The 12,700-nt window shown below is 69.6% G+C and carries 11 protein-coding genes; 3 read left to right on the top strand and 8 right to left on the bottom strand.

Features of this window, described 5'->3' with window-relative positions; all coding sequences use genetic code 11:
- Positions 1 to 176: 176 nt before the first annotated feature.
- Both FHW81_RS16525 and FHW81_RS16520 read left to right on the top strand, forming a co-directional pair.
- Positions 177 to 1,436, top strand: coding sequence for an acyl-CoA dehydrogenase family protein (locus tag FHW81_RS16525; RefSeq protein ID WP_003144055.1), 1,260 nt, complete (start codon positions 177 to 179; stop codon positions 1,434 to 1,436).
- Between the two features lie 30 nt (positions 1,437 to 1,466).
- On the top strand, positions 1,467 to 2,702 hold the full coding sequence (locus tag FHW81_RS16520; RefSeq protein ID WP_106120655.1) for an SfnB family sulfur acquisition oxidoreductase: 1,236 nt from the start codon (positions 1,467 to 1,469) through the stop codon (positions 2,700 to 2,702).
- Between the two features lie 59 nt (positions 2,703 to 2,761).
- Here FHW81_RS16520 and FHW81_RS16515 read toward each other — a convergent pair whose 3' ends face one another.
- From FHW81_RS16515 to FHW81_RS16490, 6 genes are all read right to left on the bottom strand, one after another.
- On the bottom strand, positions 2,762 to 4,171 hold the full coding sequence (locus FHW81_RS16515; RefSeq protein WP_106120654.1) for an LLM class flavin-dependent oxidoreductase: 1,410 nt from the start codon (positions 4,169 to 4,171) through the stop codon (positions 2,762 to 2,764).
- A 333-nt stretch (positions 4,172 to 4,504) separates the two neighbouring features.
- A complete protein-coding gene (locus FHW81_RS16510; RefSeq protein WP_003107734.1) occupies positions 4,505 to 5,269 on the bottom strand; it encodes an ABC transporter permease in 765 nt (254 codons plus the stop codon).
- Positions 5,266 to 6,465, bottom strand: coding sequence for an ABC transporter substrate-binding protein (locus FHW81_RS16505; protein ID WP_033985320.1), 1,200 nt, complete (start codon positions 6,463 to 6,465; stop codon positions 5,266 to 5,268). Before FHW81_RS16505 ends, FHW81_RS16510 begins: the two co-directional genes overlap by 4 nt.
- Positions 6,431 to 7,267, bottom strand: a complete 837-nt coding sequence (locus FHW81_RS16500) for an ABC transporter ATP-binding protein (RefSeq protein ID WP_025271093.1) — start codon at positions 7,265 to 7,267, stop codon at positions 6,431 to 6,433. The genes FHW81_RS16505 and FHW81_RS16500 overlap by 35 nt, the downstream gene beginning before the upstream one ends.
- A complete protein-coding gene (locus tag FHW81_RS16495; protein WP_003117847.1) occupies positions 7,264 to 8,331 on the bottom strand; it encodes an acyl-CoA dehydrogenase family protein in 1,068 nt (355 codons plus the stop codon). Before FHW81_RS16495 ends, FHW81_RS16500 begins: the two co-directional genes overlap by 4 nt.
- Before the next feature lie 49 nt (positions 8,332 to 8,380).
- Positions 8,381 to 8,941, bottom strand: a complete 561-nt coding sequence (locus FHW81_RS16490) for a carboxymuconolactone decarboxylase family protein (RefSeq protein ID WP_003089433.1) — start codon at positions 8,939 to 8,941, stop codon at positions 8,381 to 8,383.
- Between the two features lie 104 nt (positions 8,942 to 9,045).
- Between FHW81_RS16490 and FHW81_RS16485 the strand changes: the two genes are divergently transcribed.
- Entirely contained in the window at positions 9,046 to 9,951 is a 906-nt protein-coding gene (locus FHW81_RS16485; protein WP_003089436.1) for an AraC family transcriptional regulator, read from the top strand.
- On the opposite strand, the gene FHW81_RS16480 is transcribed toward FHW81_RS16485, so the two are convergent.
- Entirely contained in the window at positions 9,952 to 11,568 is a 1,617-nt protein-coding gene (locus FHW81_RS16480) for an alkaline phosphatase family protein (protein ID WP_023088807.1), read from the bottom strand.
- A gap of 96 nt (positions 11,569 to 11,664) precedes the next feature.
- The gene (locus tag FHW81_RS16475) at positions 11,665 to 12,576 is read right to left on the bottom strand and encodes a LysR family transcriptional regulator (protein ID WP_003105356.1); all 912 of its coding nucleotides are present in this window, start codon (positions 12,574 to 12,576) and stop codon (positions 11,665 to 11,667) included.
- Between the last annotated feature and the right edge of the window lie 124 nt (positions 12,577 to 12,700).

The following is a 12,700-nucleotide window of genomic DNA, read 5'->3' as shown; positions in this document are numbered from 1 at the left end:
CCTCCCCCACTGTCCGCCAGGCAGCAGCCGCGCAACAGGCTGCCGCCCCGGCAACACCTCCTGCTCGCGCGAACCCGCGCAACCAGTGGCCTGCGCGGGTCGGCACAGGCTGTGCAACGGCCCGGACTCCAGGGTAGCCGTCGACCGGACGGCCCCGCTGCCTACCAGGAGTCCGCATGAACGCCCGCGTCCATCCCGAAGCCACCGCCGCCAGTCTCTCCGAAGGCGCCGACTACGAACTGCTCGCCCAGCGTTTCCGACCGATCTTCGCGCGCATCGCCGAAGGCGCCGTCGAGCGCGAACGGCAACGCGAACTGCCCCACGAGGCGATCGCCTGGCTCAAGCAGGCCGGCTTCGGCGCCGTGCGCGTGCCGCGCGAGCACGGCGGCGCCGGCGCCTCGCTGCCGCAGTTGGTTCAGTTGCTGATCGAACTGGCCGAGGCCGACTCCAACATCACCCAGGCCCTGCGCGGCCACTTCGCCTTCGTCGAGGACCGTCTCAATGCCGAGCCCGGCCCTGGCCGCGACCGTTGGCTGCGGCGCTTCGTCGAGGGCGACCTGGTCGGCTGCGCCTGGACCGAGGTCGGTTCGGTACGGCTGGGCGAAGTGCTCACCCGCGTCTCGCGCAAGGACGACGGTCGCTGGGTGGTGAACGGCAGCAAGTACTACAGCACCGGCAGCCTCTTCTCCGACTGGATCGATCTGTATGCCCAGCGCGACGACACCGGCGCCGACGTGATCGCGGCGATCCGCACCGACCAGCCCGGCGTGCGCCAGAGCGACGACTGGGACGGCTTCGGCCAGCGCACCACCGGCAGCGGCACGTCGCTGTTCGAGGACGCCGAGGTGGAGGAAGAGAACCTCATCGACTTCGCCAGCCGCTTCAAGTACCAGACCGCGTTCTACCAGTTGGTCCTGCTCGCGGTGCTGGCCGGCACCGGCCGCGCCGCCTTGCGCGACGTCGCCGCCGAGGTGCGCGGGCGGACCCGTATCTACAGCCACGGCAATGCCCCGCGAGTCAGCCAGGATCCCCAGGTGCAGCAGGTGGTCGGGCGCATCGCCGCGCGCGTCTACGCCGCCGAGGCGGCCACCCTGCGCGCCGCCGAAGCGGCCCAGCGTGCCTACCTGGCGCGCTTCGTAGGCGACCCGCAGGCGGAGAAGGAGGCCAATGTCGCCGCCGAGATCGAATCGGCCAAGGCCCAGGCGATCGTCGCCGAACTGGTGTTGCAGGCCACCAGCGAGCTGTTCGACGCCAGCGGCGCTTCCGCCGTCGGCCGCGGCAAGCAGCTCGACCGCCACTGGCGCAATGCGCGCACCGCCGCCTCGCACAATCCCCTGATCTACAAGCAACGGATCGTCGGCGACTGGGAGATCAACGGCAGCGAGCCGCCCTACGTCTGGCAGATCGGCAGCGGTCCGGCCACGGCGTCCCGCTGAACCTCGCCCATCCCATCGCAAGGAGTTGCCATGAGCGCACTGGAAAAGAACGCCGCCGATCCCTATCGGCAACCGCTGCCACGGACCCCGGCCCGGCGCATCGCCGACGACGCCGAGGCGATCCGCGTCGCCCGCGAACTGGCCGGGCTGTTCGCCGAGGAAGCCTCGCTGCGCGACCGCCAGCGCCGGCTGCCGGTGGCCGAACTGGAAGCCTTCTCGCAGAGCGGCCTATGGGGCATCAGCGTACCGCGCGCCTACGGCGGCGCCGAGGTCGGCTACCGGACCCTGGCCGAAGTACTGAAGATCATCGCCGCGGTAGACCCGTCCCTGGCGCAGTTGCCGCAGAACCACCTGGCGGTGCTCGACCATTTGCGCCTGGACGGCAGCGAGGAGCAGAAACGCTTCTTCTACGGCCTGGTGCTAGACGGCGTGCGCTTCGGCAACGCCTTCTCCGAACGCCACAGCCGTACCGTCGCCGAATTCCAGACACGAGTGCTGGCGGATGGCGACGGGTTCCGCATCGACGGCCGCAAGTTCTATTCGAGCGGCGCCCTGCTCGCCCACTGGGTACCGGCCGTCGGCCTCGACGCCGAGCAGCGCGCGCACCTGGCGTTCATCCCGCGCGACGCGCCGGGGCTGACGGTGATCGACGACTGGTCCGGCTTCGGCCAGCGCACCACCGCCAGCGGCACCGTCATCCTGGACAACGTGCGGGTGCCGGCCGAGCACGTCATCCCGGTGCACCGCGCCTTCGACCGCCCCACCGCCGCCGGCGCCGTATCGCAGTTCATCCAGGCCGCCATCGACGCCGGCATCGCCCGTGGCATCCTCGCCGAGACCGTGCAGCAGGTGCGCCGCCACGCGCGGCCATGGATAGACGCCAACCAGCAGCATGCCTGGGAAGACCCCTACACCATCCAGCAGGTCGGCGACCTGCGCATCCGCGTGCGCGCCGCGGAAGCCGTGCTCGACCTGGCGGCCGACTCCATCGAAGCGGCGCTCGCCGCCCCCGACGAGGAGAGCGTGGCCGCCGCCTCGATCGCGGTGGCCGAGGCCAAGGTGCTCACCACCGAAGCCGCCCTGCTCGCCGCCAACCGGCTGTTCGAACTGGCCGGCACGCGCTCGACCCTGGAGGAACTCAATCTCGACCGCCACTGGCGCAACGCCCGCACCCACACCCTGCATGACCCGGTGCGCTGGAAATACCATGCCATCGGCAACTACCAGTTGAATGGGGTGAAGCCACCGCGGCACGCCTGGCTCTAGGAGCCGTCCCGGGCCCTGGGGCGGATATCGCCACTGGCGTCATCCGCCGTCCGCCCAGGTCAGGCCGGCAGCGCGTTGCGCCCGGCCTCCTTCTCCCAGAGCGCCCGCAGGTCGCGATAGCCGGCCGCCGGATGGGAATCCGGCAGACGCGGGCCGTCGCCGAACAACTTCTCGCGCAGAGTCCCCGGCGCATATTCGGTCTTGTACACCCCGCGCTTCTGCAACTCCGGCACCAGCAATTCGACCACGTCGCTGAAGGTTTCGTGGGCCAGCGCATAGGCCAGGTTGAAGCCATCCACGTCGGTGTCCGCCACCCACTCCTGCAACAGGTCGGCGACGGTCGCCGGGCTGCCGACGAACAGCGGGCCGAAGCCGCCGATACCGACCCAGTCGGCCAGCTCGCGGACCGTCCAGGTGCGCGTCGGATCGGCGCTGGAAAACGCTTCCACCGCCGATTGGATCGCATTGGTGTGGATGTGCCGCAGCACCTGGTCCGGCCGATACTGGCCGAAGTCGATCCCGGCCCAGCCGGAGATCAGCGCCAGGGCCCCTTCGTAGCTGACGAAGGCGCGGTATTCGTCGAACTTGGCCCTGGCCTTGGCGTCGGTTTCGCCCAGCACCACCGTCTGCAGGTTGAACACCAGTACCTTGCGCGGATCGCGGCCGGCCTCGGCGACGCGCTGGCGGATGTCGGCGACCGCCTGCTTGAGCACGGTCTTCGATGGCGCGGCGACGAACACGCACTCGGCGTGCTCGGCGGCGAAGCGCTTGCCACGACTCGACGCGCCGGCCTGGTAGAGCACCGGCGTGCGCTGCGGCGACGGTTCGCAGAGATGGATGCCGGGTACCTGGAAGTGCTCGCCGACATGGCGGATCTCGTGAATCTTGCCCGGGTCGCTGAAGATCCTTCGGCGACGGTCGCGGAGCACCGCGCCGTCCTCCCAACTGCCTTCGAAGAGCTTGTAGAGCACCTGTAGGTATTCGTCGGCATAGTCGTAGCGGCGGTCGTGGTCGAGCTGGGCCTGCTGGCCGAGGTTGCGCGCGCCGCTTTCCAGGTAGGAGGTCACTACGTTCCAGCCGATCCGGCCCTTGGTCAGGTGGTCCAGGGTCGAGAGTCGGCGGGCGAAGGGATAGGGATGCTCGAAGGACAGCGAGGCGGTCAGGCCGAAGCCCAGGTGGCGAGTCACCGCGGCCATCGGCGTGATCAGCGCCAGCGGGTCGTTCACCGGTACCTGAGCGGCCTGGCGGATCGCCGCGTCGCCATTGTCGTCGAGCACATCGTAGATGCCCAGCACGTCGGCGATGAACAGTCCGTCGAAACGGCCGCGTTCGAGCAACCGCGCCAGGTCGGTCCAGTACTCCAGGTCCTTGTACTGCGAGGAGCGGTCGCGCGGATGCGCCCAGAGGCCGGGCGACTGGTGGCCGACACAGTTCATTTCGAAGGCGTTGAGACGGATTTCGCGCGGCATGGGGACTCCTTGGCTTGCCTGTGCATCCGGCACCCCGTGCACAGCCCGTGCCGGGCCGCGGGGCCGCGCCGGACAAGGCCTGGGTGGCAAGCCCCTGTCGCTGTGCGGGCGCAACTGCTGGGCAAGTGTTGGTGGATCAACACATTCGCCCGCCCCACCCGAGCCCCGAATCCCGAATCCCGTAGGGCGATAGCGCCCTGGCGCTATCCGCCAGCGCACCGGTACCCCGTCCGGCGGATAGCCGCGAGCGGCTATTCGCCCTACCCGAGCTCCTCGTAACCCGTAGGGCGAATAGCGCCCCGGCGCTATCCGCCAGCGCACCGGTACCTCGTCCTACCCGAGCGCCCCGTGCGCCCAGCGCCGGTAGAGTCCGCGCGCCGCCGCGTCGAGCAGGTAGCCGAGCAGGCCGATCAGCAGCACCATCGCCATCAGCTCGGAGTACGCCAGGCGGTCGCGGGTGTCGAGGATGTAGTAGCCGAGCCCGGCGCTGACGCCGAGCATCTCGCAGGGCACCAGGACGATCCAGAGGATGCCGATGGCCAGGCGCACGCCGGTCAGCACATGGCCGAGGATGCCCGGCAGGATCACCCGGCGCAGGGTTTCCCAGGGCGTGGCGGCGAGGCTGCGGCTCAGTTGCAGCCAGCGCGGGTCGAGCTGGCGCACGCCGGCGGCGGTATTCAGCAGGATCGGCCAGAGCGCGGCGAAGGCCAGCAGGAAATAGATCGGCTGGTCGCCCACGCCCATCAGCATCACCGCGATGGGCATCCACGACAGCGGCGAGATCATCCGCAGGAACTGGAACGCCGGAGTGGTCGCCGCTTCCAGGTTGCGCGAGGCGCCCACCAGCAGCCCCAGCGGCACTCCCACCAGCAGCGCCAGGAACAAGCCCAGCAGGACCCGTTTCAGGCTCACCAGCACGTGCTCGTAGAGTTCGCGGCGTTCCAGCAGTTCACCCAGGCTGAGCAACGTCGCCTGCGGCGAGAAGCGTGCCGAAAGGCCGTCGGCGGCGCCGAACAGGGCCACGCCGAGCCACCACAGGGCGAACAGCGTCAACAGCCCGGCGACGCCTAGCGCGCCCTGGCGCAGCGTCTGCCTCACGGGCTGATCTCCTCGCTGCGCTGGAAGCCCTCGGCGAGGCCGAACGCCTGCAACCCGCCGACCTCTGCCAGGGCCTGGCGGACGAAGCGGTCGTCCACCAGGTCACTGGCCACCTGGCGCGGATCGAGGCTGGCGAGGAAGACATTATTGCCTTCGATCAGGGTGTCCTTCAGCCGCCGCACCAGTTCCTCGGTATAGCTCGGATAGGGATAGGGCTGGAAGTCGATGCGCCGCTCCTGCCAGTCGGCGTGGCGGATCGCGCCGCTGGCGAGATAGGCCTGCTGCTCCTCGGCGCCCGGCGCCAGCACCCGGCCGAGGACCTCCGGTGCGTGCGGCGTATAGCGGTTGGCTCCGGCCTTGGACAGCAACTGTGCGGCCTCGGCGCGGTGCTCGCGAGTCCATAGCTGGGCCTTGACGATGGCGTTGACCACCTTTTGCGACCACTGCGGCCGCCGCTCCAGGTCGTGTTCGTGCATGAACACCACGCAGCAGGCGTGGTTGCGCCAGACATCGCCGGTGAAGCGCTGTACCCGGCCGACCTTGAGGTTCTCCGCCAGGGCGTTGAACGGCTCGGCGACGATGTAGCCGTGGATGCGCTTGCTGGCCAGCGCCGGTGGCATGTCCGAAGGCGGCAGCACCACCAGGTTGACCTCGTCGGCGGCCAGCGCCGCGCCCACCGCACGGCTCACCGCGCGCAGGCCGTTGTCGCGCAGCAGTTGCTGCAACACCACGTTGTGGATCGAGTACCAGAACGGGATCGCCACGCTCTTGCCGCCGAGCTGGCGCACGTCGGCGATCTCCGGAGCCACCGTGAGCCCCGAGCCGCCGACGTGGTTCCAGGCCACCACCTTGGCCGGCACCTTGCTGCCGTAGCGGGCCCAGACGGTCATCGGCGACAGCAGGTGGATGACGTTGACCTGGCCGGAGATGAACGCCTCGATCACCTGCGCCCAGCTACGCAACAGCACCGGCCGTTCGGCCTGGATGCCCTCGGCCTCGAACAGGCCGTTGGCATGGGCCACCAGCAAGGGCGTGGCGTCGGTGATCGGCAGGTAGCCGATGCGCACCGGCGCGTCGGGTTCGGCGGCGGCACGCGCCTGCAGGCTGCTCAGCAGCGGCAACGCGCCGGCAGCGCTGAGTAGCGCGGCGAGCTTGAGGATGTCACGTCGGGAATGGGTCGGGTCGTCCAGGCACATGGGAGGCCTCCGGCTGAGCGATGGGATGGGCATGGGTGCGGCTCGCCCGCCGTAGGGTTTTCAGGATCTCGATGCGCAACGCGCCCAGTTCCTCGACCAGCTCCGCGCGTGGCTGCGGCAGGTCGATGCGCCACTCGCCGAGGGTCCGCGCCGGGCTGTCACCCAGTAGCAGGATGCGTTCGGAGAGCAGCAGGGCCTCGTCGATATCGTGGGTGATCAGGACCACGGCGGTGCCGCGCTCGTGGATCGCCCGCAGCAGCAGCTGCTGCATGTCGGCGCGGGTCACTTCGTCCAGCGCGCCGAAAGGTTCGTCGAGCAGCAGCACTTTCGGCTGCCGCGCCAGGCAGCGGGCCAGCGCGGTGCGCTGGGCCATGCCGCCAGAGAGTTGCGCCGGGTAGCGGGCATGGGCATGTTCCAGGCCGACCGCGGCGATCGCCTGGTCGACGCGGGCCTGGCGGGTGGCCGCGTCGAGGTGCGGCTGGCGGGCGAAATCGAGGCCGAAGGCGACGTTCTTCTCCAGGTTCAGCCAGGGCAGCAGGCTGGGGTCCTGGAACGCCACCGCGACGCCCGGATGCGGTCCGCGCAGGGGCTCGCCGAGTACCCGCACGCTGCCGGCGGCCGGCTCCTGCAGGCCGGCCAGCACGCGCAGCAGGCTGGACTTGCCGACGCCGCTGGGACCGAGGATCGAGACCACCTCGCCGGCGCCCAGGCGCAATTCGAAATCGCCGAGCACCGCCTGCCAGCCGGCACCGCGCGGATAGCCGAGGGCGATCCCGCGAGCGTCGAGGAGCGCCTCGCTCATGCCTTGGCCTCGGCCTGGCGTTGCAGTTCGGCGCGCAGTTGCACCAGGCTCGGCGTAACGATCGGGACGAACGCCGACTCGCGCCAGCGGCGGGCGAAACCGGCGCCGTGCTCGCTCAGGTAGGCCTTGCCGCCGCTGGCCTGCAACTCCAGTTGCACGGCATTGGCGGCGGCTTCGGCGAGCCCGATGCGGATGCGGAACAGGCGTGCCGGCTGGCTGGCGAACTCGCCGCTGGCCAGTCCGGCGTGCAGCGCCGCCACGTGCCCGTCGAGGGTTTCGCGCTGTGCCGCCAGCTCGCCATCCAGCAGCGAACGACTGCCGCCCAGGTGCCGCTGCACTTCGTCCAGTGCGCGGCGCGCCAGGCCGATGGCCATGCCGCATTGCAGGCCGAGGAAGGCCGGGCGCACCCGTGGCAGGAACTGCCGGGCGTCGTCGTGCAACAGCCAGTCGCGCCCGACCGCCACCGCGCGCAGATCGAGGGCGGCGGTGTTGCTGCATTGCAGGCCGAGCAGGCGCAGGTCCGCCGAGCGCTGCAAGCCGGCGAGGCCTTCGGGAATCGCCAGGACGAAGGGCTTGCCGCCCTCCCCGTGTTCGATCGCCGCCGCCACCACGAAATCGCCGCTGCGCAGGTTGGTCACCCACGGCAGGCGACCGTCCAGGCGCCAGCCGGCCTCCTCCGCGTGCGCCACCACCTGCAGCGCCTCGATCCCGGAAAGGAACTTCATCGCGTTGGACAGCCCGGTGGCGCCGGCCAGGCGGCCGGCCAGCAGGTCGCCGAGCAGGCGTTGGCGCAGTTCCTGGTTGGGACTCTGCAACAGGTACTCGATGAAGGCGCGCTGGCCCCAGAAGACGAACGCCGCGGTCAGCGAGCGCGCCGCCACTGCGGCCACCCGCTCCACCGCGTCGGCGAGCGTGCCGCCGGCGCCGCCGAGGCGTTCCTCCACCGCCACGCCGAGCACGCCGGCTGCGGCCAGGCGCGGCAGCAGCGCGGCGGGATCGGCGTCGCCGCGGTCGAGGGCGTCGGCCTGGCGGTCGAGCCAGTCGCTCAGGGTCGGGTCAAGCATGGTCGTCACTCCTTGCGCCGGCGCGGCATGCCGCCCGGCAAGCGCAGGCTCAGGCCTGCGGGTTGGTCCAGCGATATTGCTCCAGCTCGGCATTGAGCGGCGTGCGGGCGAACACGTTGGCGAAGTTGCAGAGCGTCGCCAGGCTCACCCCGAGGATCACTTCCAGGGCCTGGGCCTGGTCGAAACCGGCGGCGCGGAAGGCTTCGAACTGCTCGTCGGTGACCGCACCGCGGCTGGCGATCACCGCGCGGGTGAAGTCGGCCAGGGCTTCGTAGCGGGCATCGGGCAGTTCGCCGCGGGCGCGCAGGGCCTCGATCACCGGCTCCGGCAGGCGCGCCTTGTTGCGCGCCACCGCGGTGTGCCCGGCAACGCAGAAGTCGCAGCCATGGGTGGTGGCCGCCACCAGTTGCACCACTTCCCGCTCGGGCAGGCCGAGGCTGGCCTTGGCGTTCAGCCCGGACACGGTGAGGTAGGTTTCCAGGGCGGCCGGCGCATTGGCCAGCACGCCGAGCAGATTCGGGATATAACCCGAGTTGTTCAGCGCGGTCTGGAGGAACGGACGCGCCGCCTCGGGGGCGTTTTCCAGGGTGAGCACGGGAACGCGTGACATGCTTTCGACTCCGGTGGTTGAGGTGTCGAAGAAGTCTCTTGGTAATAAGAAATCCATTCAATATTCTAAAGTCGCTATCACTTGCTCTTGAGTCTTTCCCTTAGATGAATTCGTCCAACCCCCTTGTCGATTGGTTATTAGACAGCCTCGAAGTCGACACCAGCCTGTTCCATGTCGGTCGCTACTGCGGCGGCTGGCATGCCTCCACCCACGGTCTGGCGCGTGCCAGCTTCCACCTGGTGGTGCAGGGACACTGCTGGGCGCACGTCGCCGGAAGCGCCCGGGGCTGGCGACTGGACAGCGGCGACGCGCTGTTCTTCCTGCGCGACGTCGAGTTCCGCCTGTCCAGCGAGGCCACCGCCGAGGCCGCGCGCTGCCAGCCGCGTGGCGAAATGCAGGCGCTGGAGTGGAACGCGGCAGACGGTGCCGGCCTGGTCTGCGGGTTCTTCCACTTCCATTCGGGATTGTCCGGGCTGATCGTCGACGCCCTGCCCGACTGGCTGATCCTGCGCGCCGGCGATCCGGCGCTGGACGCGGCGCGACGCCTGTTCGCCCTGATCGTCGACGAGTGCCGCCGCCAGCCGGCGCCGTCGCCGGTTCTGCTGGAGCGCCTCAGCCACCTGCTGTTCCTCTACGTGTTGCGCCAGCAGGTGCTCGACAACCCGACCCTCGGCGGCCTGGTGGCACTGGCACGCCAGCCGCAGTTCGCCGGCCTGCTGGAAGCGCTGATCGAGGCACCCGAACAGCCCTGGAGCCTGGAACAGATGGCCGAACGCACCGGACTCTCGCGCTCGGCCTTCTTCAAGCGCTTCAACGAACTCAGCGGTCAGTCGCCGGGGCAGGTCCTGCTGGCCCTGCGCATGCACCGCGCCTGCGCCCTGCTGCGCGCCGACGCCAGCGTCGCCGAGGTCGCGGCGGCGGTCGGCTACCAGTCCACCGCCGCCTTCACCCGTGCCTTCCACAAGGCCACCGGACAGCAGCCGGGGGCCTATCGCAAGGCCAGCCGCTGATCACCAGAGACCGATCGGTACCAGGCGCCCGCCTTCCGGCTCGCCGTAGCGGAACGCCTGGCCGCGCAGGTCGATCTCCGCGTTGCTGATGGTAGTCCGCCGCTTCAGCCCGCGCAGCCAGTCGAACAGCATCCCGGCATGGGCCTCGCGCACCGCCGCATGCGCCGGGTCGGCGCCGAGGTCGCGCAATTCGCCGGGGTCGCTGGCAAGGTCGAACAGTTGGGCGCGGAAGCCGTCGTAGGCGATGTACTTCCAGCGCTCGCTGCGCACCATGTACATGCGGCAGGCATCGATGGGTCGGCCCAGGCGCTCCCGCGCCGGCGCCTGGAAGGCGTAGTCGTACTCGGCGATGGCGTAGCGGCGCCAGTCCGCCGGCGGCGCGCCATGGACGAAGGGCAGCAGCGAACGGCCCTCGATGCGATGGCTGGCGGGCTCGACGGCGAAGGCTTCGAGGATGCTCGGCAGTACGTCGATGGACTGCACCAGCGCCTCCTCCACCCGGCCGCGGGTGGCGTCCGCCTCGGGGCGCGGATCGCGGATCAGCAACGGCACGCCCACCGCCGACTCGAGGAGGAACTCCTTCTCGCCCAGGCCGTGGTCGCCGAGGAAATCGCCATGGTCACTGGTGAAGACGATCAGGGTATCGTCCCAGCGCCCGCTGGCGCGCATGTGCTGGAAGAGCCGGCCGAGCTGGTCGTCGACCTGGCGGATCAGCCCCATGTAGGTAGGTATCACCTGCCGGCGCACGTCTTCGCGGGAGAAATTGAGGCTCTCGCGATGTTCGCGGAAGGCGCGGTACACCGGGTGGTCGCTTTCTTCGCCGGGCGCCGCGCGTAGCGCCGGGAGCACCTGGTCGGCGCGGTACAGCGCGTGGTACGGCGCCGGCGCGATGTAGGGCCAGTGCGGCTTGATGTAGGACAGGTGCAGGCACCAGGGACGCTCGCCCTGCTCGTCGATGAAATCCATGGCGCGACGGGTGGTATAGGCGGTCTCGCTGTGCGCCTCCGGCAAGCGTGTCGGCAATCCGGCATGGCGCATCCGCCAGCCGCTGAGGATTTCCCCGTCGGCGCTGGCGGCGGAGTTGGCCCAGTCGTGCCAGGGGTTGTCGCCGGTGAAGCCGAGGCGCCGCAGGTAGTGGGTGTAGGGCGCGCGTTCGCGCTTGTCGGCGAAGGCCGGGTCATCCGGGTAGACCCCGTCATTGCGGTCGTAGGGCTCGAAGCCGGCTTCGGCGAGGGCCGCGCCGCGCGCGCTGGCCGGATCGATGCCGAGCCGCCGCATGCCTTCCAGGTTGGCCGTGGCGTGGGTCTTGCCGACCAGCGCGGTGCGGACTCCCGCGGCGCGCAGGTAGTCGCCCAGGGTCAGCTCCTCCAGCGGCAGCGGCACCGCGTTCCAGGCCACCTGGTGGCTGCTGACGTAGCGCCCGGTGTACGAGGACATCCGCGACGGCCCGCAGATGGTGCCCTGGGTATAGGCACGGGCGAAGCGCACGCCCTCCGCGGCCAGGCGGTCGATGTTCGGCGTGTGCAGATAGGGATGGCCGTAGCAGGACAGGTAATCGCGACGCAGTTGGTCGCACATGATGTAGAGGACGTTGCGGATCGGCTTGGGCTGGCTCATGACGGCTCGCGAAAAGGAAACGACGCTTCATTTCGCGGTCCGCCGCGTCCGGCGGCAAGCGCATTCGGAACATAGTTGGCATGCGTGCGACGCAATTCAGGTGGCGTCGTCGACCCGCTTCAGTTCGTCGATCATCGCCTCCGCCAGCGGCGACAGGCTGTAGCCGGCGCGGCTGACGATGCCGTAGCGGGTATGCAGTTCGTCGAGGTCGTCGGGCAGCTCGCGCACCCGCAGCGGACGCAGGCCTCCCTGTCCCGGCGGCGCCAGGTCGCCGAGGCCGCTGCTGATGCCGATGGCATCCGAGGCGAGAACCACGCCGAGCAGGCTATGGCCGTTCTCGCACTCGATGGCCGGGCGGAAGTCGGGACGCCCGCTGAGGTCCACCAGCACCTTGCGGATGTTCGGCGGGCTGATGTTGGTCGCCAGCGGGAAGCTCAACAGCTCCTCGGCGGAAACGCTCTCGCGAGCGGCCAGTGGATGCCCCTCGCGGCAGCAGAAATGCCAGCGCCGGGGACGCAGGCGCGAGGTCCGGTATTGCGGGTCGGCCTCGAAATGCCGGGTGTCGGCGACGAAGAACTCGAACTCCTCGGCCTGCAGGCGGCGGTTCAGCGCCTGCCAGTGTTCGACCTGGAAACTCACCCGCGCCTTCGGATAACGCACGTTGAAGCGCCCCACCGCACGCGGCACCAGCCAGGTGGCGGGAGCCGGCCCGGCGCCGAAGCGCAGTTCGCCGGCCTCCAGGCCGTTGAACAGGGCGATCTCGTTGGCCAGGTTGTGCGCGCCGCTGACCAGCCGGCGCGCATGTTCGAGGACGATCAGGCCCTGCTTGGTCGGACGCAGGTCCTTGGCCGCGCGGTCCACCAGGCGGCAGCCAGCGCTGTGTTCGAGCGCCTGGATGCTGCGGCTGAAGGCCGATTGCGAAAGGTTAACCGCCAGCGCCGCGGCGACGAAGCTGCGGTGCTCGTGAAGGGCGATGAAGTGGCGGAGCTGGCGGAGATCGATATGCATTTTCTACATGGAAAATATCGGGCGAATGCAATTGCCGGGGACGGCGTGGGCTTTTTATAAAGGCAATCTCTTATTCCGTAAAAGCAATATAAAACATAAATAAATAACCATACGGAATTAGCAG

It is taken from the genome of Pseudomonas sp. RC10-4-2 (assembly GCF_050433085.1).
Lineage (GTDB): Bacteria > Pseudomonadota > Gammaproteobacteria > Pseudomonadales > Pseudomonadaceae > Pseudomonas > Pseudomonas aeruginosa.
This window is presented reverse-complemented; position numbering and strand designations above follow the sequence as displayed.

Excerpts from the sequence above, each read along its gene's own strand:
- FHW81_RS16525 (WP_003144055.1), top strand. The coding sequence starts at position 177 with ATGAACGCCCGCGTCCATCCCGAAGCCACCGCCGCCAGTCTCTCCGAA.
- FHW81_RS16520 (WP_106120655.1), top strand. The coding sequence starts at position 1,467 with ATGAGCGCACTGGAAAAGAACGCCGCCGATCCCTATCGGCAACCGCTG.
- FHW81_RS16515 (WP_106120654.1), bottom strand. The coding sequence starts at position 4,171 with ATGCCGCGCGAAATCCGTCTCAACGCCTTCGAAATGAACTGTGTCGGC.
- FHW81_RS16505 (WP_033985320.1), bottom strand. The coding sequence starts at position 6,465 with ATGTGCCTGGACGACCCGACCCATTCCCGACGTGACATCCTCAAGCTC.
- FHW81_RS16500 (WP_025271093.1), bottom strand. The coding sequence starts at position 7,267 with ATGAGCGAGGCGCTCCTCGACGCTCGCGGGATCGCCCTCGGCTATCCG.
- FHW81_RS16495 (WP_003117847.1), bottom strand. The coding sequence starts at position 8,331 with ATGCTTGACCCGACCCTGAGCGACTGGCTCGACCGCCAGGCCGACGCC.
- FHW81_RS16490 (WP_003089433.1), bottom strand. The coding sequence starts at position 8,941 with ATGTCACGCGTTCCCGTGCTCACCCTGGAAAACGCCCCCGAGGCGGCG.
- FHW81_RS16485 (WP_003089436.1), top strand. The coding sequence starts at position 9,046 with ATGAATTCGTCCAACCCCCTTGTCGATTGGTTATTAGACAGCCTCGAA.
- FHW81_RS16480 (WP_023088807.1), bottom strand. The coding sequence starts at position 11,568 with ATGAGCCAGCCCAAGCCGATCCGCAACGTCCTCTACATCATGTGCGAC.
- FHW81_RS16475 (WP_003105356.1), bottom strand. The coding sequence starts at position 12,576 with ATGCATATCGATCTCCGCCAGCTCCGCCACTTCATCGCCCTTCACGAG.